Genomic DNA, 20,369 nt, shown 5'->3' on the forward strand with positions numbered 1-20,369 from the left:
AGGATCGCGGCCTGAACCGCGTCATCCTCGTTCGGAGGCAACCTCTGTAACTTACCCTACCACGCTCCCCGGCGCAAGCATCCTGTTCAGGATCCATGCATCGGGGTGCCTGTCTGGCAAGCCCACCCCCGGCTCCAGAGCGCACGAGGCCCCCTGAGATCTTGAGGTGGTTTCCGCCCCGGGACCGGCCAGTCACGCTCTCGGCGCTTCCTGTCCGTCTCTCCCTGCCGGGCGAACAACCGGAACAGTACACAGCGATCGCGGTCCACGCAAAATCAGCTTGCGATGGGGCTCCCCGGACCCGTCCCGGTGCCCGAGGAGCCCCTCCAGAAGCCGGCCCCGTCACTCCACGGTGACGGACTTCGCCAGGTTCCGCGGCTTGTCCACGTCGTGCCCCAGCGACAGCGCCGCGTGATACGCCAGCAGCTGCAGCGGCACCGTCAGCAACAGCGGGTCGAGCTCCCGCTCGTTGCGCGGCACCTCGATGCGCTCCGCGCGCAGCTCGCCCAGGTCCACTCCCGGGTGCGTCACGACCACGAGGGGGCCGCCGCGGGCGGCGATCTCGTGCAGGGCGGCCACGTTCCGGTCGGTCAGCTCGTCGTCGGGCACGATCGCGACGCTGGGTACGTCCGGCGAGATGAGCGCCAGCGGCCCGTGCTTCAGCTCGGACATCTGGTACGCCTCGGCGTGCCGGTAGCTGATCTCCTTGAACTTCTGCGCGCCCTCACGCGCCACCGGGTACCCACGCACCCGGCCCACGAAGAACAGGCTCTCGGCCGCGGCCAGCGACTTGGCGGCCTGGGCGATCCGCTCCTCGCCGTCGAGCACCTGCTCGATCTGGGCCGGCAGGGCCTGCAGGCCCGCCACGAGCCGGCGCCCGTCGGCGACCGAGAGGTCGCGCACCCGACCGAGCTGGAGGGCCAGGAGCGCGAAGCCCACGAACATCGTGGTGAGCGCCTTGGTGGAGGCGACGGCGATCTCCGGCCCCGCGTGCAGGTAGATCCCGCCGTCGCAGGCACGGGCGATGGCGGAGCCGACCACGTTGACCAGGCCGATCACGCGGCCGCCCTTGCGCTTGATCTCCTCGACGGCCAGCAGCGTGTCGATGGTCTCGCCCGACTGGCTCACCGCGACGTACAGGGTGTCCGGCTCGATCACGGGGTCCCGGTAGCGGAACTCGCTCGCGGCCTCGGCGTCGGCGGGGACGCGGGCGAGCTCCTCGACGAGCGAGGCGCCCATCTGGCCCACGTAGTACGCCGAGCCGCAGCCGAGGATCTTGACCCGGCGCACGGCCCGCAGCTCACGGGCGTCCATCTCGAGGCCGCCGAGGTGCGCGGTCGCGAACCGCTCGTCCAGCCGCCCGCGCAGCGCCCGCTCCACGCTGGCCGGCTGCTCCAGCATCTCCGTGTACATGCGCGGCCGGCCGTCGATCTGTCCGTGCTCGTAGGCGCTGGGGTCGACGTCGACCTCGCGCGCCGTCGTCTGCGTGCGGGTCAGGTCGCGGCGGAACGTCGTGAAGCCCGCCGCCGTGACGGTCGCCAGCTCGCCGTCGGCGAGGTGGGCGACCGTCGTGGTGTGCCGCACGAGGGCGGCCAGGTCGGAGGCGACGAACATCTCCTTCTCCCCCACGCCGACCAGCAGCGGGCTGCCGTTGCGCGCCACCACCACCCGGTCGGGGAAACCGGCGTGCACGACGGCGAGGCCGTAGGTGCCCTCCACCGCGTCCAGCGCGTCGACGACCTTGCCCTCGAGCGTGTCCGCCCCCGACAGGGCCACGAGGTGCGCGAACACCTCGGTGTCGGTGTCGCTCACGAGCTCGACGCCCTGGTCGGTCAGGCGGCCGCGCAGCGCGGCGGCGTTGTCGATGATGCCGTTGTGCACCACCGCTACCGTGCCGCTCGCGTCCGTGTGCGGGTGGGCGTTCACGTCGGTCGCGGGACCGTGCGTGGCCCAGCGGGTGTGCCCGATACCCACCCGGCCGGACGTGCGCTTGGGCAGCACCTCGGCCAGGTCACGGACCCGCCCGGCGCGCTTGGTGACCTTCAGCTGCGAACCGACGACGGCGACGCCCGCCGAGTCGTACCCGCGGTGCTCCAGCCTGCCGAGCGCCTCCACCAGCAACGGCGCCGCGTTCTGGCCGCCGACGTAACCGACGATTCCACACATGTTGGTGCTCCTTCGAAGTGATGGGCGCGCGGGCTCAGCCGTAGATCATCCGGCGCAGCTGCCGCTCGCTGAGGCGGGGCGCCGCGACGACCCGCTGCTCCAGCTCGGCGGCGATCCGCGCGAAGATCTCGGGGTTCCTGACCCCGTGCGTCTTCAGCTCGGCGTGCCGCCGCCGGACGACGTCCTCCACCGGCTCGGCGTAGTAGGCGACGACGTCGCCGATCACGCGCGCCGCCTCGGCGGGCGTGAGTCCGGTGGTCGCCGCCACCTGGGCGACGAGGTCGGAAGACGTCCTCATGTCGCCGAGCCTCGCTCATCTCACGACCGAACGACAACTTCTTGCCCGGAATCGGGCAAGATCCGACTTCACTGATTCGAGGGACAGGTCGGAGCAACCGGTCCGGGCAGACGAAACGGCGGCCGCCCGCTTCGCAGCAGGCAGCCGCCGTCCGGCACCGGTGTGGTCAGGTGGTCACTCCGAGGCGGCGACCGCCAGGGTCTTCTTGCCTCGGCGCAGCACCGCGTACCGCCCGTGCAGCAGGTCCTCGGCGCCGAGCGCGGCGTCGTCGGACGTGACCTTGACGTTGTTCACGTAGGCGCCGCCCTCCGCGATCGCACGCCGCGCGGCGCCCTTGGACGCCACCAGGCCCGAGCCGACCATGAGGTCGGCGACCAGGTCGCCGGCCTTGGCCGTCACGCGCGGCAGCTCGGCCACCGCGCCGGCGAGCGTGCGGTCGTCCAGCTCGTCGAGCGAGCCGCGGCCGAACAGCGCCTGGCTCGCCGCGATGACCGCCTCCGTGGCCCCCGCGCCGTGCACCAGCGTGGTGACGTCGCCCGCGAGCGCCTTCTGCGCCTCGCGCGCGAAGGGCCGCTCGGCCACCTCGCGCTCGAGCTCGGCGATCTCCTCGCGGGAGCGGAACGTGAACACCTTGAGGTAGTTCACGACGTCGGCGTCGGCCTGGTTGAGCCAGAACTGGTAGAAGGCGTAGGGGCTGGTCATCTCCGGGTCGAGCCAGATGGAGCCGCCCTCGGACTTGCCGAACTTGGTGCCGTCGGCCTTGGTGATCAGCGGCGTGGTCAGGGCGTGCGCGCTGACGCCCTCGGCCTTGCGGATCAGCTCGACGCCAGCCAGCAGGTTGCCCCACTGGTCGTTGCCGCCGAGCTGGAGGCTGATGCCGTGGCGGCGGTAGAGCTCGCGGAAGTCCATGCCCTGCAGCACCTGGTAGCTGAACTCGGTGAAGCTGATGCCCTCGTCCGAGGCGAGCCGCCGGGCCACGATGTCCTTGGACAGCATGGTGCCGAGGCGGAAGTGCTTGCCGATGTCGCGCAGGAACTCGATCGCCGACATGGGGGCGGTCCAGTCCAGGTTGTTCACCATGCGCGCGGCGTTGTCGCCGTCGAACGACAGGTGCGGCTCGATCTGGGCGCGGATGCGCTCGACCCAGCCGGCGACCACCTCGGGTGAGTTGAGCGTGCGCTCGCCCGAGTCGCGGGGGTCGCCGATGAGGCCCGTGGCTCCGCCGACCAGCAGGTAGGGCCGGTGGCCGGCGTCCTGCAGGCGGCGGGCGGTGAGGACCTGGACGAGGTTGCCGATGTGCAGCGACGGGGCCGTGGGGTCGAAGCCCACGTAATAGTCCACGGTGCCCTCCGACAGTGCAGAACGCAGCGCGGCCTCGTCGGTGGACTGTGCCACCAGGCCTCGCCATTGCAGCTCGTCGAAGATGTGAGTCACCGTGGATGCTCCTTTTAGGGGGGTGGGTAGGACCGGCGTTGTCGGTCAGGTACCGCTCGGCGGGCTCGTCGGCCCGATGGTCATAGTCTGCCCGACGGCGGCGCGAGGCTCGCCCTCATTCCATCCCGCTCCGCTCCCGCGCCTGCGGGCTCGCGGGCGTGAACAGGTTCACCAGGGTGCCGTCGGGGTCACGCACGAGCAGTGACCGGTTGCCCCAGGGCATGGTGGTGGGCGGGGTCACGGTCACCACCGTGTCGCCGAGCCCGGTGAACAGCGCGTCCACGTCGTCGACGAGGAACTCGACGATGGCCGTGCGGTTCGCCGCGGGGCTCGCGGAGCCGGGACCGAAGACCTGGACAGTGCGTGTGCTGCCGATCGCCAGGGTGCCCCGGCTCGTGCGCAGCTCGGCGAACTCGGGCGACGGCCGGTCCGCGGTGACGCCGGTGACGCGCTCGTAGAACGCGGTCAGCCGTTCGACGTCGTCGGTGATCAGGCGCACGGAGGCGAAGGTCGTGGGGCGCATGGCGTGGTCCTTCCGGTCGTGGCCGCGGTCGGTCCACGGCTCCTGACCAGCGTGCAGTCGCTCCGCGACACCCTTGTGTCGGTGTTTTCAGCCGAGCAGCGTCAGGGTGCGCAGGTCGCCGTCAGGGACCTGGACGTCCTCCGGCCGGACGGTCCGGTGGGGCGCGCGCTCGCTGGTGGCCGTGACCCGGTCGACGCGGTCGAGGCGGAAGGCGCGGATCCCGTCGCGCAGCCGGCACCAGGCCAGCAGGTACCACCCCGTGGACGAGCCCACGAACCCGAGCGGCTCGACGTCACGCGTGGTAGCGGCGCCCGCCCGGTCGGTATACCGCAGGCGCAGGACCCTGCGCGCGGAGATCGCGTCGGTAAGGACGGCGGGGACCGGCGGCACAGGCGGGGGCGCCCCGAGCAGGTGCACGCGGGCGGCGAGGTCGTGGGCGGCGGTCGCGTCGTCGTCCCGCATGGCCGCGAGGATCTTGCGGAGCGCTGTCGACCCAGCGGGCGCGAACGGCGTGCCGGCCAGGCCGCCCAGCGCCACCGCGACCGCGACCGCCTCGTCGGGGCTGAAGTTGACCGGCGGGAGCGTCCTGGCCCGGTCGAGGCAGTAGCCCCCGGTGCGACCCGGCTCCGCCCAGAGGGGAACCCCGGTCTGCTGCAGCGCGCCGATGTCGCGCTCGATGGTGCGGCGGCTGACCTCGAACCGGTCTGCCAGCCAGGACGCGCTCCGCGGGCGCGGGGCCACGGCTCGCAGCTCCTCGACGATCGCGTAGAGGCGGTCGGTCCGGTTCACCCGCTGAGCCTACGTGGGCCGGACGACGACGCACTTCCCATCCCAACGATTATCGATTAGCCTCCCTGAGACGTCACTCCATTGCCGTACCGCCACACGTCGCGGCCCACGCACAGCAGCGTCCCGCGGCACCCCCCGAGAGGATCAACGATGATCAAGCACCGCAACCTCGCGAGCGTGGGCACGCTCACGGTGGCCGCCCTCGCCCTGACCGGCTGCGCCGGGGACGGCGGCGACAGCGCCGGTGGCACCACCGAGCTGAGCCTGCTCGTCAACGTCACGCCCAACCTCACCGAGGAGTTCTGGAACGAGCTCGTCGCGCCGTTCGAGGAGGCCAACCCCGGGATCGACGTCGTCGTGCAGAACCCGGGCGCCGAAGGTGTGGCGGCCGCGCTCCCCCGGCTGCTGACCGCGGGCGACGCGCCCGACGTCGTGCAGTCGCTGCCGCCGACGGTCGACCTGGCGCCCGAGCTGGTGGACCTGTCGCAGTACGACTGGGCCACGAGCGGCCCGCTGGCCGACCAGTACTCGATCGACGGCAAGTACTACATGGCGGGCATCGGCTTCCAGCTGCAGAGCCTGTGGTTCTACAACAAGACCGCCTTCGAGGAGGCGGGGATCACCCAGACACCCGCGACCGTCGAGGAGCTCACCGCCGCGCTCGGCAAGCTGAAGGACGCCGGCTGGACGCCGATCCAGACCGGCGGCGACTGGATGACCAGCCACTCGCTGCAGACCCTGGGCCTGCCCACGGTCGTGGGCGAGGACCCGGACTGGTTCGCGAGCATGAGCGCCGGCGAGGAGACCTTCGCCGAGACGTACGGCCCGGCCGTGGAGACGTACGCCGGCTGGGTGGCCGACGGCTACGTGCCCAAGGACGCCCTGGGCATCAAGTACCCGGACGCCGAGCAGGCGTTCCTGTCGGGCAAGAGCGCGATCTACCCGATGGGCAGCTGGTTCGCCGGGACCGAGGCCAAGGCCGAGGAGAAGGCCGAGATCGGCGTCTTCGCCGCCCCCGCGGCCGACGGCGTCGCGACCCCCGCCATGGGCGCCAACATCGCGAGCCCGTACTCGATCCTGAAGACGAGCGAGGACACGGACGCGGCGGCCAAGCTCGTCGAGTTCCTGGTGACCGACCAGACGGCGGTGGCCGACCAGCTCGAGGTCGACGGCAACTTCCGCGACGGCTACGAGTACGAGATGGACGAGCTGGGCCAGGAGCTGCAGCAGATCGTGGCCGACACCCCCGCCGAGGCCTACACCCCGACCGGCCAGGGCTACGGCGAGCGCACCCTGCCCACCGGCTACTCCGACGAGATCAACGCCCAGACCCAGGCCCTGATCGGCGGCACCGACGCCGCCGACGTCGAGAAGGCCATGGACGACTGGTTCGCCGCGACCATCGGCTGACCCCCCGCTAGCTGACAGGTGACCGACATGGCAGACACGCTCACCGTCGTGCCGCACCCCCGCCGCCGCTCGGCGGCGCGGGTGTGGCGCGACCGCCTCCCCGGGATCGTCATGGGCGGCCCCGCCGTCCTGGTGTTCCTGGCGATGTTCATCGTCCCGATGTTCCTCGCGTTCGTGCTGAGCCTGACCGACTGGAACGGCTACAGCCTGAACTTCACGTTCATCGGGCTCGACAACTACGCGGAGGCGTTCCGCAACCCCCGCACGGTCGACGCCGCGATCTTCACCGCCGTCGTGGCGTTCTTCGGCACGGTGCTGTGCAACGGCGTCGGGCTCACGATCGCGGCCCTCATCTCGGGCTCCGGCCGGGCGAACACGCTGATGCGCACGATCTTCTTCTACCCGTACATCATCAGCGCGCTGATCATCGGGTTCCTCTGGTCGGCCATGCTGGCGCCGGAGGGCGCCGTCAACGGCCTGCTCGGTCACCTCGGCGTGCCGCCGGTCCCGTTCCTCACGGAGGTCGCGTTCGCCAAGGCGAGCGTGATCCTCACGATCGTGTGGTCGCACTTCGGCTTCAACATGATCCTGTTCCTGGCCGGCATCAAGTCCGTGCCGACCGAGTACTACGAGGCCGCCACGGTGGACGGCGCCTCGAGGTGGCAGCAGTTCCGCAACGTGACGCTGCCGCTGATCGCCCCCGTGTTCACCGTGAACCTGGTGCTCACGCTCGTGGGGCTGCTCAAGGTGTACGACATCGTGCTGGCCCTGACCGACGGCGGCCCCGCCGGGTCCACCCAGACGATCGTCTACCAGATCCTGCGGGACTCGTTCGCGCAGTCCGAGCTCGGGTTCGGCGCGGCGCAGTCCGTGATCCTGCTGCTGGTCACGGCCGTGCTCGGCCTCGCGGTGACGTTCGCCCGGCGGGGCGCGGAGCAGAAGGTGGCCGACTGATGCGCAGATACCCGACCCCGCGACGCCGGCTGCGTGCCCCCGGCGTGGGCACCGTGCTCAAGTGGGTGCTGCTCGGTGCGGCCGCCCTGGTCATGCTGGTGCCGCTCTACATCATGGTGATCAACGCCTTCAAACCGCAGGAGGCGATCATCTCCTCGCCGCTGGCGATCGGTCCCGACACCTTCAGCCTGGAGTACCTGCAGGCGGCGCTGACCAGCGAGAAGTTCAACGTGGTGCGCGCGTACGGCGTCACGCTGCTGTTCGTGGCGCTGGTCAACGTGTTCGGCATCGCGCTGGCCGCGCCCGTGGCGTACGTGATCGCGCGCGGCCGGTCGAGGTGGCACCTGGGGCTGCTGCTCCTGTTCGTCTCCGGGCTGTTCATCCCGGGCCAGGTGACGCTGATCCCCGTCGTGTTCGTGCTGCGGGTGCTGGGGCTGATCAACACGATCCCCGGCTTCATCCTGTTCGAGACGGCCGCCACGCTGCCGGTCACGATCTTCCTGTTCGCCGCCTACCTGCGCACCGTGCCGCGGGACATCGACGAGGCCGCCGCGCTCGACGGCGCGGGCAAGATCCGGGCGTTCTGGGCCTGCATCTTCCCGATCATGCGGCCCGTCGTGGCCACGATCGTGGTGCTCAACTCGATCAGCGTCTGGAACGACTTCGTGAGCCCGCAGATCATCCTGGGCCCCGGCTCCGGCATCTACACCGTGACCACCGGCGTGTACGCGGCCGTGGGCGAGTTCTCGACGGACTACACCACGGTCTTCCCCACGCTGCTGCTCGCGGTGACCCCCGCGATCCTGTTCTTCGTCCTCATGCAGCGGCACATCATCGGCGGCCTGGTCGCCGGGGCGACGAAGGGCTGACGCGATGCGGATCCCCACCACTCCCCTGACCGAGGTGCCCGCCTGGGCGGTGCTCGAACGCCGCCTGTTCGACGCGACCGAGGAGGCCTGGCGACTCTTCGCCGCGCGGTACTGCGGCCCCGACGGCCGCATCCTGCACGCCGGCGGGTTCGAGCACCGCGACGGCGTGGACGACCTCTACGAGCCGTTCTTCAACTGGCCGGCCTTCTACGCCCTGGGCGGCAGCGACGACGTGCTCGACGCCGCCAAGCACCACTTCGAGGGCGTGACGGCGCAGCTCACCGAGGCCGGCATGCTCAGCGGCGAGTACGAGAACGGGTACGACTGGTTCCACCAGGGCGAGTCGCTCCTGTTCTTCTACGGCCTGTGCGCCGCCGACCCGGGCGACGAGCGGTTCGCCGAGCGCGCCCGGCGGTTCGCCCGGCTGTACACCGACCCGGCCCACGGCAACTACGACCCGGCGCGCAACATCGTCACCGCGCCGCACAACGGGGCCCGCGGCCCGCTCCCCGGGCTGGGTCCCGAGTGGCTGACCTACCCGGCCTCGCTCGACTACATGGAGGCCTACGGCCTCCCGCTGCACGGGCTGCCGGGCATCACGCGCTGGTCCGACCTCGAGGACCCGGCCAGGGCCCAGCTCATGGGCGACGAGATGCAGCGCCGCGCCGCCGGCGACACCGCCGTCAACCTCGCTGCCACCTCCCTGGTGACCAACTCCTGGCTGTACGACGGCGACGCCGCGTCGGCCGGGTGGGTGGCCCGGTACGTCGGCGGGTGGCGCGAGCGGGCCGCCGCGGCAGGCGGGCTCATGCCCGACAACGTGGCGCCCGACGGCGTCGTCGGCGGCCTGCACGACGGCGCCTGGTACGGCGGGCACTACGGCTGGACCTGGCCCCACGGCCTGCACTCGGTGGGCATGAGCACGCTGATCGGCGCGATCAACGCGTCGTTCGTCTCGGGCGCGGCCTCGGGCCCCGACGGGGCCGGGGCGCGCGACGACGGCCCGCTCGACCTGGTGCGCACCATGCTCGACACGGTGCTGGACCAGGCGGTCACCGCGCCGGTCACCGAGACGCCGTTCAGCCTGCGCGGGAGCTGGCTGGAACGGCTCGGGCCGCACGCCGCCGAGCCCGCGCTGCTGGTGCCCTACCGATACGGCGCCGAGGGCTGGTTCGACTTCGGCCCCTTGCAGCTCGACCTGCCGACCTGGCTGTGGTGGTGGACCCGCGACCCGAACGACCGCGAGCGCCTGGACCGCGTGCTCGACGGCACGCCCGGCGCGCGCGAGGTGCGGCCGTTCCGCGACAAGGTGGAGGCGGGGCACGAGGGCCCGTGGCTCACGTTCCTCGACGGCGCGCTCCCGGACTACCCCGAGCGGGCGCTGTCGATGGCGCTGGGGCAGCTCGCGCGCCGGGTCGCGGTGATGGAGGCCGAGCCCGTGGACCCGGAGACGGTGCACCTGCACTTCTGGCAGCGGGCCAACCCCGTGGTCACGGAGGTGCTGGGGCAGCTCGTCACAGGTACGCCCCAGACGCTCTACAACGGCGGGCTGCCGTTCGCCGCCGTGAGCTACACCGACGCCGACCGGTCGCGGCCGGGCCTGCCGCCGGACGTCGCGGCCCTGGTCACGCGGCTGGACGGCGACCCCCGGGCGGGCCAGGTGGAGCTGACGCTGGTCAACCTGTCGCCCACGCGTGCCCGGCGGGTGCGGGTGCGGCCGGGGCGGTTCGGGGAGCAGCGCCTGACCGGCGTCGTGACCCGGGGCGAGACCGGCGGCGTCTACCCGGGGCCGTCGACGGCGTCGGCCGGGCGGGCGGGGACGCCCACCTCGGCGACCGTGCCGCTGGAGGCCGCCGACCTGCTCGTGGAGCTGCCACCCTCCCACCGCGCCGACCTGGTGCTGCTGACCGCCCCCGCCACGACCGCGCCGCGCCACGAGCCCGCCGCGACCATCCACCCCCAGCCCCGAGAAGGAGCATCCTCATGACCGAAGCGCTCACCAGGACCGGCGCCGACGGCCTGCCCACCGACCCCACGGCGGGTCTGGTCCGGCCGGACGTCACGCTCCCCGTGCGGGGCGAGCCGTTCGAGCGGGCCGACGCCGGCACGCTGGCGCGGCTGGGCGAGGTGTCCTCGGCCACGGCCTGCGCCAAGCTGCACGGGCTGGGCATCCGCCGCTCGTTCGTCGAGGGCCCGCGCCCCCTGTCACCCGGGTACCGGGTGGTCGGCTCGGCCCTCACGCTGCAGTTCATGCCGCAGCGCGAGGACCTGGCCGCGGGCGACGAGCAGGAGTACGTGGAGCGGCACACCGCCCTGTGGCACGTGCTGGAGACCACGCAGCCCGGCGACGTGCTGGTGATCCAGGCGTTCGGCAGCCGCTTCTCGGGCTGCCTCGGCGACATCCTGGCTCGCTACTTCCAGCGCAAGGGCGGGGCCGGCGTCGTCGTCGACGGCCGGATCCGCGACTCCGGGAAGATCCGTGACCTCGGGCTGCCCGTGTGGTCCACCGGCGTCACGCCGCACTACGCCTCCCAGTCCGAGCTGTTCCCCTGGGCGTTCGACGTGCCCGTCGCCGTGGGCGGCGTGCTCTGCATGCCCGGCGACCTCGTGGTCGCCGACGACGACGGCCCCGTCATCGTGCCGCGCGCGATGGCCGACCAGGTGATCGACTCGGCCAGCGACCACGAGGAGTGGGAGGTGTTCAGCCGGCAGCGCCTTGACGAGGGCGCGCGGCTGAGCGACTACTACCCGCTGACCCCCGACACCCGAGGGGAGTTCGAGGCATGGCGTTCCGCGCAGCCCTCCGCCCGCTGAGCCCGGCGCCGAGCCACGTCGGGCACGAGCCCGGCCCCGAAGCGGCCGTGACGACCACGTTCGGCCTGGGCTGCGCGCCCATCGGCAACCTGTTCGTACCCGTGGCCGAGGCCGCCGCCGAGGCGACCGTGGGCCGCGCCCTGGACCGCGGCGTGCGGTTCTTCGACACCGCCCCGCACTACGGCGAGGGCGTCAGCGAGCGACGGCTCGGTGCCGCCCTGGCGGGCGTCGACCGCGACGGTGTCGTGATCGCCACCAAGGTGGGGCGCACCATCGTGGACGCCGACGGCGCCCCCGTGCCCGTCGGCGGTACCGGGGTCAGCACCGTCGGCGACCTGAGCCGCGACGGCGTGCTGCGCTCGCTGGAGGGCAGCCTGCTGCGACTCGGCACCGACCGCGTGGACCTGCTCTACCTGCACGACCCGCACGACGTCGACGCCGCGCTGCGTGGCGCCCTGCCCGCGCTCCTGGAGCTCCGCGACCAGGGCGTGGTGCGCGCGGTCGGCGTGGGCATGGGGCACAACGCGCCGGTCGCGCGCCTGGTGCGGGAGGCCGCGGACGCGCTCGACGTCGTCATGCCCGCCGGGCGGGTCACGCTGCTGGACCGCACGGCCGAGACCGACCTGCTCCCCGCCGCACGCGAGCGGGGCGTGGGCGTGATCGCCGCGGGCGTGTATAACTCCGGGGTGCTCGCCGACCCCGTGGGCGCGCCGTTCTTCGAGTACCACGCCGCCGGCCCGGAGCAGGTGGACCGGGCGCTGCACATGGCCGCCGCGTGCGCGGATGCCGGGCTGCCCCTGGCGGCGGCCGCCGCGCGGTACCCGTTGCGGGTCGCGGGGGTCGAGGCGGTCGTCGTGGGGGCGCGCACCCCGGCCGAGGTCGACGTCTTCGCCGACGCCGCCGCGGCCGACGTGCCCGAGGACCTGTGGGCCGCGCTGGACGCGGCCCCGGCCCGGGCATGAGCGGGTCTCCCGGGGCGCGCGGCGGCCCGCCGGCCGGCGGGATCGTCGACGCCCACGTGCACCTCTGGGACACCGGTGCGATGCGGATCTCCTGGTTCGCCGAGCACCTGGGCCTGCCCCGGCGGGTCGGCCCGGCAGACCTGGCCCGCGCCGTGGCGACCGCCCCGGTGCCGGTACGCGCCGCCGTCGCCGTCCAGGCCGCCGACACCGAGGGCGAGGCCCGCTGGCTCGCCGCACACGCCGCGGCCCACGGCCCGCTGCCCGGACCTGTCGTGCCGCAGTACGACGCCCGCCCCGGCGACCCGGACGCCTGGGCGGGCATGGCCCAGCCCCTGCTCGACGACGGCGTGCCCGTCGCCGGCCTCCGGCTCGCCGTCCCCGGCGCGGCCGCCGACCTGTCCGACGTCGCCGGGCTGGACGCCCTGTGCGCCGGGCTCGCCGGCACCGGCCGGGTGCTGGAGACGCTCGTGCGCCCCGCGCAGCTCCCCGCCGTCGCCGCGCTGGCCGACCGGCACCCGGCGCTGGACGTCGTCGTCTGCCACCTGGGGCTCGGCACCGGCCCGCCCGACGAGGCATGGCGCGCCGCGCTCGCCGACGCCGCCGAGCGCCCGCGCGTGCACGCCAAGCTGTCCGGCCTCCACACCACGGACCCCGAGGACGCCCGCCGGGTCGTCGCGGCCGCACGCGCCGCCGTCGACCTGCTGGGGACGGACCGGCTGCTGTTCGGCAGCGACTGGCCGATGTCGGCGCGGGTCGCGCCGTACGCCGAGATCGTCGGGCGCACCGCCCGCGCTCTCCCCCGGCTCGGTGACCCCGCGACGTCGGCCCTGTGGTCGGGTACGGCCGCGCGGCTCTACGGGATCACGGGTTGACGGGAGCGCCCTACCAGGCGGCGGCGCGCACCATCACGATCGCCACGTCGTCCCCGGCCGAGCCGGAGAGCATGCCCGACAGCGCCACCTGCACGACGGCGGGGAGCTCCTCGGTGTGCGTCCCCGCGAGCACCTTGGCCAGCTGGTCCAGGCGCGCGCGGAGGCGGTCGTCACGCGTCTCGATCAGCCCGTCGGTGTAGAGCACCAGCGTGTCGCCGGGGCCGATGTCGACCGCGTGGTCCCGGCGCGCCACCCCGGGATCCATCCCGAGCAGCAGGTCGTTGCGAACCTGCAGGATCTCGCTCGTGCCGTCGGCCCGGACCAGGATCGGCGGCAGGTGACCCGCGCTCGACCACCGGACCGTGCGCGCCTCCTCCCGCGACCCCGCGGCCTTCTCGACGCGCGCCACGAGGGCGGTAGCCGTCGCCGCCCGTCCGAGCGCGAGGCCGTCGATCGCCGCGTCGACGCGCTCAAGCACGCGCGCCGGCGTCTCCTGGCTGTCGTACCCGATCGCGCGGACGAGGGCACGGAGCTGCCCCATCGCGACCGCCGCGTCCAGGTCGTGCCCGATGACGTCGCCGATCACCAGGGTCGCCGCGCCGTCACGCGTCGCGAACGCGTCGTACCAGTCGCCCCCGATGTCCCGCTCGACGGCGGCCGGCTGGTAGTGCACGACCACCTCCAGGTCGTCGAGCCGCGGCGGTTCGGTGAGCACGGCCTGCTGCAGCGCCAGGGACACCTCGGTGGCCCGGACCCGCTCCTCCTCCGAGTGCACGGCCCGCAGCCGCAGCGCGTCGTCGTGGACGCGCCGCCGGACGACGTCCCGCAGCGCGGAGGTGACCGTCGTCGCCAGGACCATCATGAAGCGGGCGTAGTCCGCGTCCCACGGCCGCACCACGCTGCCGCGCAGGACGAGCGCGGCGATGACGCCGCTGCCCTGGCCGGACTTCACGGGCTTGACCACCGTGCCCGGGACCACCTGGCGCCGGCCGGTACGGAGCGCGCGGAGGACGAGCGGCAGCTCGCTCGGCCCCGCGGCGTCCCCGGACTCCAGGATCGCCTCGGGACCGCTCGCGGCGTAGACCGCGACCCGGGCGACGTCCGGGCTGGCCGCCAGCACATCGACCACGGGCTGCGCGAAGCTCCGCAGGTCGGTGAACGTCGCGGGCAGGACTCCGTGCACGTTGCCCAGCAAGGCCAGGCGCCGCTGGTTCACCACCTCGAGCGTGGTCTCGGTCGCGATGTCCAGCACACCGACGACCCGGCCGTCGTCGTCGGACAGCGGGCTGTAGGAGAAGGTGAAGTAGGTCTCCTCGGCGTACCCCGAGCGGTTCATCAGCAGGTAGAGGTCGCGGCTGAGCGTCGGCTCGCCGGTCCTCAGCACGGCGTCGAACAGGGGGCCGATGTCGTCCCAGATCTCCGCCCAGATCACCCGGGCCGGCGCGCCCAGCGCGACGGGGTGCTTGTCCGTGCCGAGCATGTCCCGGTAGCCGTCGTTGTAGATCAGCGTCAGGTCCGGGCCCCAGACCATCATCACGGGGAACCGGGTCGAGTAGCACAGCCGCACGGCGTGCCGCAGCGACTCCGGCCATGCGTCGGGCGGACCGAGCGGCGTGGCCTCCCACGCGACGGTCCGGGCCTCGTGGCCGACGGCGCTGCGTGCCGTCGCCTCCTCGAACCACCCCGATTTCACACGCGAATCGTAACGAGAATCCCTCGCCGGTCTAGCCTTCCGAGGGGGTGAGCCCGGCTTGCCCCGGTTCGTTCCCCGCCCCTCCCCTCAGCCGGCGTCGCCGTCCTCGTCCAGCAGGGTCCCCGCCGCGTGCGCCTCGAACAGCGCCGACGCAGCGTCGGGGTCCCCGGCGTCCAGCACGTCGAGCAGGCTGCGGTGCCAGTCCGCCACCTGGTGCCAGTCCCCGGTGAACTCGGGGTCGCCGAGCAGGTGCATCGAGCGCAGGCTCGGCTCGATGATGTCCCACATGCGCGGCAGGTAGGTGTTGCCGCTCGCCTCGATGATCGCCCGGTGGAAGCCGAAGTCGAGCTCGCGGAACGCGGGCAGGTCCTGGGCCTCCACCGCGGTGTGCATCGCCGCGATGACCTCCTCGAGCCGGGCCCGCGTCTCCGCCGTCAGGCGGCCGCAGGTGAGCCGGCCCGCGAGCGCCTCCAGCGCCACACGGGCCTGCTTGGCCTGCTGGGCCTCCTCGTCGGAGTGCTTGGTCACGAAGTTGCCCTGGTGGCGCACGTGCGTGACCAGCCCCTCGTGCGCGAGCTGCTTGAGCGCGTCACGCACGGGGGCCTGGCTCACCCGCAGGCGGCGGGCGAGCTGGGACTCCACGAGCTGCTCTCCCGGGGCGAGCTGCGACGACTTGATCATCGACTTGACGAGGTCGTAGATCTGGTCGGACAGCAGCCCGCGCTCGAGACCCGGGATACCGCTCAGCGCATCAGTCATCCGGCCAGCCTAGCGCCATTATCGACAATCGTTTGTGCGTCGGACCGGTAGGCCGCGAGCCACGCGTCGGCGATGGCCCGCGAGCCGGTGGGCGTGGGGTGCACGCCGTCGGGCGCGAGCGACTCGGCCCCGGCGGGGCCCGCCGCCTCGGCGGCGGTGGTGAGCAGCGCGTGCAGCGGGACCAGGGCCGCCCCGGTCTCCGCGGCGAGGCGCGCCACCACGTCGCGCTTGCCCGCGAGGTCGTCGAGCCAGTCGTGCTGCTCGGCGCGCACCGGCAGCAGGAACGGCTCGATCAGCACCAGGCGCGGGGTTCCGGGAACGCGGTCCAGGAGCCGGCGGTAGGCAGCCTCGAAGTCCGCGGCGCTCGTGGGGTCGTCGCGGTCGAAGCGGCGCCACGTGTCGTTGACGCCCACGTACAGCGTGAGCACGTCGGGCGCCGAGCCGGCGATGTCCCGGTCCCAGCGCGCCTCCAGGTCGACGGCGCGGTCGCCACCGACGCCGAGGTTGCGTACCTCCGCCCCGGGCAGGTCGCCCGCGACGAGGCTGACGTAGCCGTCGCCGAGCGACGCGGCGTCCGCCCGGTCGCGGCCGGCGTCGGTGATCGAGTCGCCGACGAAGACGAGTCGTTCCGCGGCGCTGCCGCTGGTGGTACCGCTGGTCATGGAGCACTCCTTCGTGTGATGAACAGGTCCGACCGTACCGGGAGCACTGGCCTGACCATTGTCAGCGATTATCGATTAATGTAGCATCGCTCGCGCTGCCAGCCGTAGGTCGACGTCGACCCGCAGTCCGTGACCATCACCGAAGAGGTCGGAGCACTCGCAATGAAGCGACAACTGTCAGCCCTGCTCGCCGCCGCCGTCGCCACGTGCGTCGTCGGCGCGGCAGCCACCAGCGCGGCCGCCGCGGCGGTCCCGCAGACCGGGGTGCAGCACGCGCCCGCGATCACCACCGACGACAGACCCGACAGACCCGACAGGCCCTCCCCCGGCAAGCAGGCCGGGCAAGGCAAGCAGGACGGCAAGGGCCACGGGAAGGGCCACGGGAAGCCGGGCAAGCCGAAGCCCGGTAAGCCGGGCAAGCCCGGCAAGGGCCCGCACGCCCCCGGCGCGCGGGGCACGATCTACCTCGCCCCGGACGGCGACGACGCCGCCGCCGGCACCGAGGCCGCCCCGCTCGCCACGCTGGAGGCGGCACGCGACGCCATCCGCGCGCTGCGCGCCGCGGACAACCTCCCGGACGACGGCGTGACCGTCTACCTGCGCGAGGGCACGTACGAGCGGTCGGCGTCGTTCACGCTCGGGGCCGAGGACTCCGGCACCGCGGGCGCGCCCATCACGTACCGCTCCTACCCGGGCGAGACCGCCACGGTCTCCGGCGGCAAGGAGCTGCCGTACGACGGCTTCTCCCCCGTGACCGACCAGGCCGTGCTCGACCGCGTCATCGAGACGTCGGCGCGCGACGACATCCTGCAGATCGACCTGGGCGAGCTCGGCATCGACGACTACGGACAGCTCAGCCGGCACGGCTACTGGAAGGCCAACGACGTCAGCACCACCCCGCCGATGGAGCTGTACGTCGACGGCCAGGACATGACGCTCGCCCGCTGGCCCAACGCCGGCGCCGTGCAGGACACCGTCCAGATGAACAAGATCGTCGATGCCGGCCCCACCAAGGACGACGCCGACCTGCAGGACCGGGGCGGCACGTTCAGCTACTCCTACGACCGGCCGCAGCACTGGGGCCAGGCCGACGACATCTGGCTGGACGGCATCTTCGGCCAGAGCTGGGAGTGGTCGTACAACAAGATCGAGTCGATCGACACCGACGCGCGCACCATCACGCTGCGCTACGGCGAGATGTCGGGCCTGATGAAGACCTGGTACCCCGACTTCCACTTCGCGCAGAACCTGCTGGAGGAGCTCGACGCCCCCGGCGAGTACTTCATCGACCGCGACTCCGGCGTCCTGTACCTGGTGCCGAACGCGTCGTTCCTCGCCCAGCGGGGCGCACCCGTCGTCACCACGCTCGACGAGCCGATGATCCGCACGGACGGCACCTCGTACGTGACGTTCGACGACCTGGTGCTCGACTACGGGCGCGCGAACGCCGCCGTCATCCTCGGCGGCAGCCACGTGACCGTCTCGAACAGCGACATCCAGAACTTCACCGACGGCGGGGTGCTCATCAACTCCCCCGGCCGGTACACCTACGACGGCATCCCGGTGAACCGCGGCGGCACGGACCACGCCGTCGTCTCCAACGACATCCGCCACGTGGGCGGCGTCGGCGTGGTGCTGCAGGGCGGGAACAAGACCACCCTCGCGCCCGGCAACAACCGGGTCGAGGACTCCCACATCCACGACTTCGCCTACTACCACAAGGCCTACAACCCGGGCGTGATGTTCGACGGCGTGGGCAACGTGGCGCGCGGGAACGAGATCAACGACGCCCCGCACCCGGGCATCATCGTGCACGGCAACGACCACCTGTTCGAGCAGAACGAGGTCTACGACGTCTGCAAGACGTTCCAGGACCTCGGCGCGATCTACATGAACTCGGGCGAGACGCCGCAGCAGCGCGGCCACGTGTTCCGGCAGAACTACTTCCACGACGTGGGCCTGACGAAGCACGGCGTGGAGGGCATCTACGCGGACAACTTCACGTGGGACCTGAACATCGAGCAGAACGTGTTCGTGAACATGGGCAACGACGCGATCAAGTCCGGCTCGGCCGACTACATCGACGCCGTGAACAACGTGTTCGTCGACACCACCGTGCCGTACGACAACTACACGCAGTGGATGGGCGACGGCGAGGGCAACACCGTCGACCGGGTCTACATGCCCAAGTGGGAGAAGGTCTTCGCGGACAACGGCGACTTCGTCGGCACGCCGTACCTGACGAAGTACCCGGAGCTGGGCCGCTTCTTCGAGGACAACCACTACTTCCCGGACCACAGCACGTTCGACCGGAACGTGATCTGGAACCCGAACCGCACCCGCAACCCCGACGTCAACGCCGAGGGCGCCCTGGACACGAAGAACCTGCTGAACTACGGGGACAACTGGGTCACCGACGCCGACCCCGGCTTCGTCGACGCGGCGGGCGGTGACTACTCGTTCACCGCGGACGCCGACGTGTTCGACCAGATCCCCGGCTTCGAGGCCATCCCGTTCGACGAGATCGGCACCGACGGGCACGTGGGGCACTCGCAGACGCCGGACGAGGTGGCGCTGGAGTCCCTCGTACTCCCCGGCGACCAGCTCACGATCACCCTGGGCGACGAGCTCTCGGTGGCGGCGCAGGCCGTGCCGTGGAACGCGACGAACCAGGCCGTCACCTACGCCTCGAGCGACCCGGAGGTCGCGACGGTCAGCGCGTCCGGCGTGCTCACCGCCATCGGGCCGGGCGAGCTGGTCGTGACCGTCGAGTCGAAGGCCGACCCGGACATCCGCGACGAGATGACGGTCACCGTGGCCGCCGGCGACGGCGTGCTGCACCGGACCGACTTCGAGTCGGGCGCGAACGGCTGGCCCACCGATGCCAACCGCGCGATCGTCGACGACGGCACGGGCGACCACGTGCTGCGCATCAAGAACGGTGCCAACACCCAGCTCGACCGGCAGTTCTCGCAGTACGCGCTGGACTTCACCGTCACGACGCCGGCCGAGGTGCCCGAGGGCGGGCAGCTGCTCGTCTACGACCGCACCGGCGCGACACCGGGCGGGTACGTCCGGTACCGGCACGCGGCGGCCGGGTCCACGTGGACGATCTTCGACTCGGCATGGGGCACGGTAAAGCAGGTGACCTTGCCCGCGGGCGAGGGCTTGGCGCCGGGCACGCAGTACGACGTGCGCGTGGTCGTCACGGCCGACGGCGTGCGGGTCCTGCTCGACGGCGAGGTGGTCGTCGAGGGCGCCAACCCGGCGCCCACGGCCGCCGGCAAGGTCGGCTTCTACGTGCAGGGCTTCACGGCCCTGGACTTCGACGACGTGACGTTCTCGCTGGTGGGAGTGGACCCCACGAGCGTGACGCTCGCGCCGTCGGCCGCCACGATCGAGCCGGGCGAGACGTGGGAGCTGGACGCCACGTTCACCCCGGCCGACGCGACCCGCACCGGCCTGGAGTGGGCCTCCAGCGACGAGACGGTGGCCACCGTGGCGGACGACGGCACGGTCCGCGGCGTCGGGGCCGGCACGGCGACCGTCACGGCGACGTCGACGGCCGTGCCCGGCCTGACGGCGTCGTCCACCGTGACCGTGCGGGCGGCCGACCACCCGGTGACCGAACTGGGCGCGGAGATCCTCGACGCGGCGGCGTGGGCGCCGTCCGGCGGGGTGACCGTCGCGGACGGCGTGGCGAAGCTCGCCCCGCGCAGCGCCTCCGGGTTCGCGCCGACGACGTTCGGTGACGAGCTGCTGCGCTTCGACTCGTCGTTCGGCGACTTCAACGGCGGCTGGTTCGGGTTCTCGGTGCGCTCGAAGACCGCGGGCAACCCGGTGTGGACCAACAGCAGCTCGGGCTACCTCGTGGTCATCAAGGAGGACGTCATCGAGATGCAGCGGTGGAAGCCCGACGTCTTCATGATCGACGTGTTCCCCAACACGGTGATCGAGCCGAACTCGTCGCACGAGATCACGTTCGGCAGCGTGGCCGTCGAGGGCGGCACCCGCGTGGTGCTGCGCGTGGACGGCGAGCCGGTGTGGAGCTACCTCGACGACACCCCGGACAACCCGCTGGCGGCGCCGGGCTACTTCACGGTCTATCGCCAGGGCCCGGCGGGCGAGATGAGCATCTCCCCGGCGAGCTGATCGACGTGTCAG

General features: G+C 72.4%; 16 protein-coding genes. 8 read left to right on the forward strand and 8 right to left on the reverse strand.

Translation table 11 applies throughout. The features are described 5' to 3' along the window. Window positions 1-342: 342 nt before the first annotated feature. The 5 genes from glmS to H291_RS0118900 all read right to left on the reverse strand — a co-directional run bounded on the left by glmS (window position 343) and on the right by H291_RS0118900 (window position 5,210). Window positions 343-2,166: a glutamine--fructose-6-phosphate transaminase (isomerizing) gene (glmS, locus tag H291_RS0118880; protein WP_020016577.1), complete on the reverse strand. Its 1,824-nt coding sequence runs from the start codon at window positions 2,164-2,166 to the stop codon at window positions 343-345. A 34-nt stretch (window positions 2,167-2,200) separates the two neighbouring features. Further along, entirely contained in the window at window positions 2,201-2,464 is a 264-nt protein-coding gene (locus H291_RS0118885) for a hypothetical protein (protein ID WP_020016578.1), read from the reverse strand. Window positions 2,465-2,638: 174 nt separating this feature from the next. Continuing rightward, window positions 2,639-3,898 (reverse strand): tyrosine--tRNA ligase, encoded by a 1,260-nt coding sequence (tyrS, locus tag H291_RS0118890; RefSeq protein WP_020016579.1) that lies wholly within the window; start codon window positions 3,896-3,898, stop codon window positions 2,639-2,641. Window positions 3,899-4,013: 115 nt separating this feature from the next. Then, window positions 4,014-4,421, reverse strand: a complete 408-nt coding sequence (locus H291_RS0118895; protein WP_020016580.1) for a VOC family protein — start codon at window positions 4,419-4,421, stop codon at window positions 4,014-4,016. An 87-nt stretch (window positions 4,422-4,508) separates the two neighbouring features. After that, complete coding sequence (locus H291_RS0118900) at window positions 4,509-5,210, reverse strand: helix-turn-helix transcriptional regulator (RefSeq protein ID WP_020016581.1); 702 nt, start codon at window positions 5,208-5,210, stop codon at window positions 4,509-4,511. Between the two features lie 150 nt (window positions 5,211-5,360). On the opposite strand from H291_RS0118900, the gene H291_RS0118905 reads away from it, so the two are divergent. The 7 genes from H291_RS0118905 to H291_RS32750 are packed head-to-tail and all read left to right on the forward strand — an operon-like array spanning window position 5,361 to window position 13,091. Further along, window positions 5,361-6,620: an ABC transporter substrate-binding protein gene (locus H291_RS0118905; RefSeq protein ID WP_020016582.1), complete on the forward strand. Its 1,260-nt coding sequence runs from the start codon at window positions 5,361-5,363 to the stop codon at window positions 6,618-6,620. Between the two features lie 27 nt (window positions 6,621-6,647). After that, the gene (locus tag H291_RS0118910; RefSeq protein WP_020016583.1) at window positions 6,648-7,574 is read left to right on the forward strand and encodes a carbohydrate ABC transporter permease; all 927 of its coding nucleotides are present in this window, start codon (window positions 6,648-6,650) and stop codon (window positions 7,572-7,574) included. Continuing rightward, a complete protein-coding gene (locus tag H291_RS0118915; protein ID WP_033327395.1) occupies window positions 7,574-8,443 on the forward strand; it encodes a carbohydrate ABC transporter permease in 870 nt (289 codons plus the stop codon). Before H291_RS0118910 ends, H291_RS0118915 begins: the two co-directional genes overlap by 1 nt. Window positions 8,444-8,447: 4 nt before the next feature. After that, on the forward strand, window positions 8,448-10,430 hold the full coding sequence (locus tag H291_RS0118920; protein WP_020016585.1) for a hypothetical protein: 1,983 nt from the start codon (window positions 8,448-8,450) through the stop codon (window positions 10,428-10,430). After that, window positions 10,427-11,257 (forward strand): hypothetical protein, encoded by an 831-nt coding sequence (locus H291_RS0118925; RefSeq protein WP_020016586.1) that lies wholly within the window; start codon window positions 10,427-10,429, stop codon window positions 11,255-11,257. The genes H291_RS0118920 and H291_RS0118925 overlap by 4 nt, the downstream gene beginning before the upstream one ends. Beyond that, the gene (locus tag H291_RS0118930; protein ID WP_020016587.1) at window positions 11,227-12,219 is read left to right on the forward strand and encodes an aldo/keto reductase; all 993 of its coding nucleotides are present in this window, start codon (window positions 11,227-11,229) and stop codon (window positions 12,217-12,219) included. The genes H291_RS0118925 and H291_RS0118930 overlap by 31 nt, the downstream gene beginning before the upstream one ends. After that, window positions 12,216-13,091: an amidohydrolase family protein gene (locus tag H291_RS32750; protein ID WP_157237189.1), complete on the forward strand. Its 876-nt coding sequence runs from the start codon at window positions 12,216-12,218 to the stop codon at window positions 13,089-13,091. Before H291_RS0118930 ends, H291_RS32750 begins: the two co-directional genes overlap by 4 nt. Before the next feature lie 10 nt (window positions 13,092-13,101). Here H291_RS32750 and H291_RS32755 read toward each other — a convergent pair whose 3' ends face one another. From H291_RS32755 to H291_RS0118950, 3 genes are all read right to left on the reverse strand, one after another. Further along, window positions 13,102-14,784 (reverse strand): SpoIIE family protein phosphatase, encoded by a 1,683-nt coding sequence (locus tag H291_RS32755; RefSeq protein WP_020016589.1) that lies wholly within the window; start codon window positions 14,782-14,784, stop codon window positions 13,102-13,104. 87 nt (window positions 14,785-14,871) lie between these two features. Next, on the reverse strand, window positions 14,872-15,543 hold the full coding sequence (locus H291_RS0118945) for a GntR family transcriptional regulator (protein ID WP_020016590.1): 672 nt from the start codon (window positions 15,541-15,543) through the stop codon (window positions 14,872-14,874). Next, window positions 15,540-16,205, reverse strand: coding sequence for an SGNH/GDSL hydrolase family protein (locus H291_RS0118950; protein WP_020016591.1), 666 nt, complete (start codon window positions 16,203-16,205; stop codon window positions 15,540-15,542). Before H291_RS0118950 ends, H291_RS0118945 begins: the two co-directional genes overlap by 4 nt. A 162-nt stretch (window positions 16,206-16,367) precedes the next feature. Here H291_RS0118950 and H291_RS30800 point away from each other — a divergent pair, with 162 nt between their 5' ends. Further along, window positions 16,368-20,357 carry an Ig-like domain-containing protein gene (locus H291_RS30800; protein ID WP_020016592.1) on the forward strand — a complete coding sequence of 1,330 codons (3,990 nt, stop codon included), beginning with the start codon at window positions 16,368-16,370 and terminating at the stop codon, window positions 20,355-20,357. The last annotated feature ends 12 nt before the right edge of the window (window positions 20,358-20,369 follow it).

The organism is Promicromonospora sukumoe 327MFSha3.1, assembly GCF_000385135.1.
GTDB classification, from domain to species: Bacteria; Actinomycetota; Actinomycetes; order Actinomycetales; family Cellulomonadaceae; genus Promicromonospora; species Promicromonospora sukumoe_B.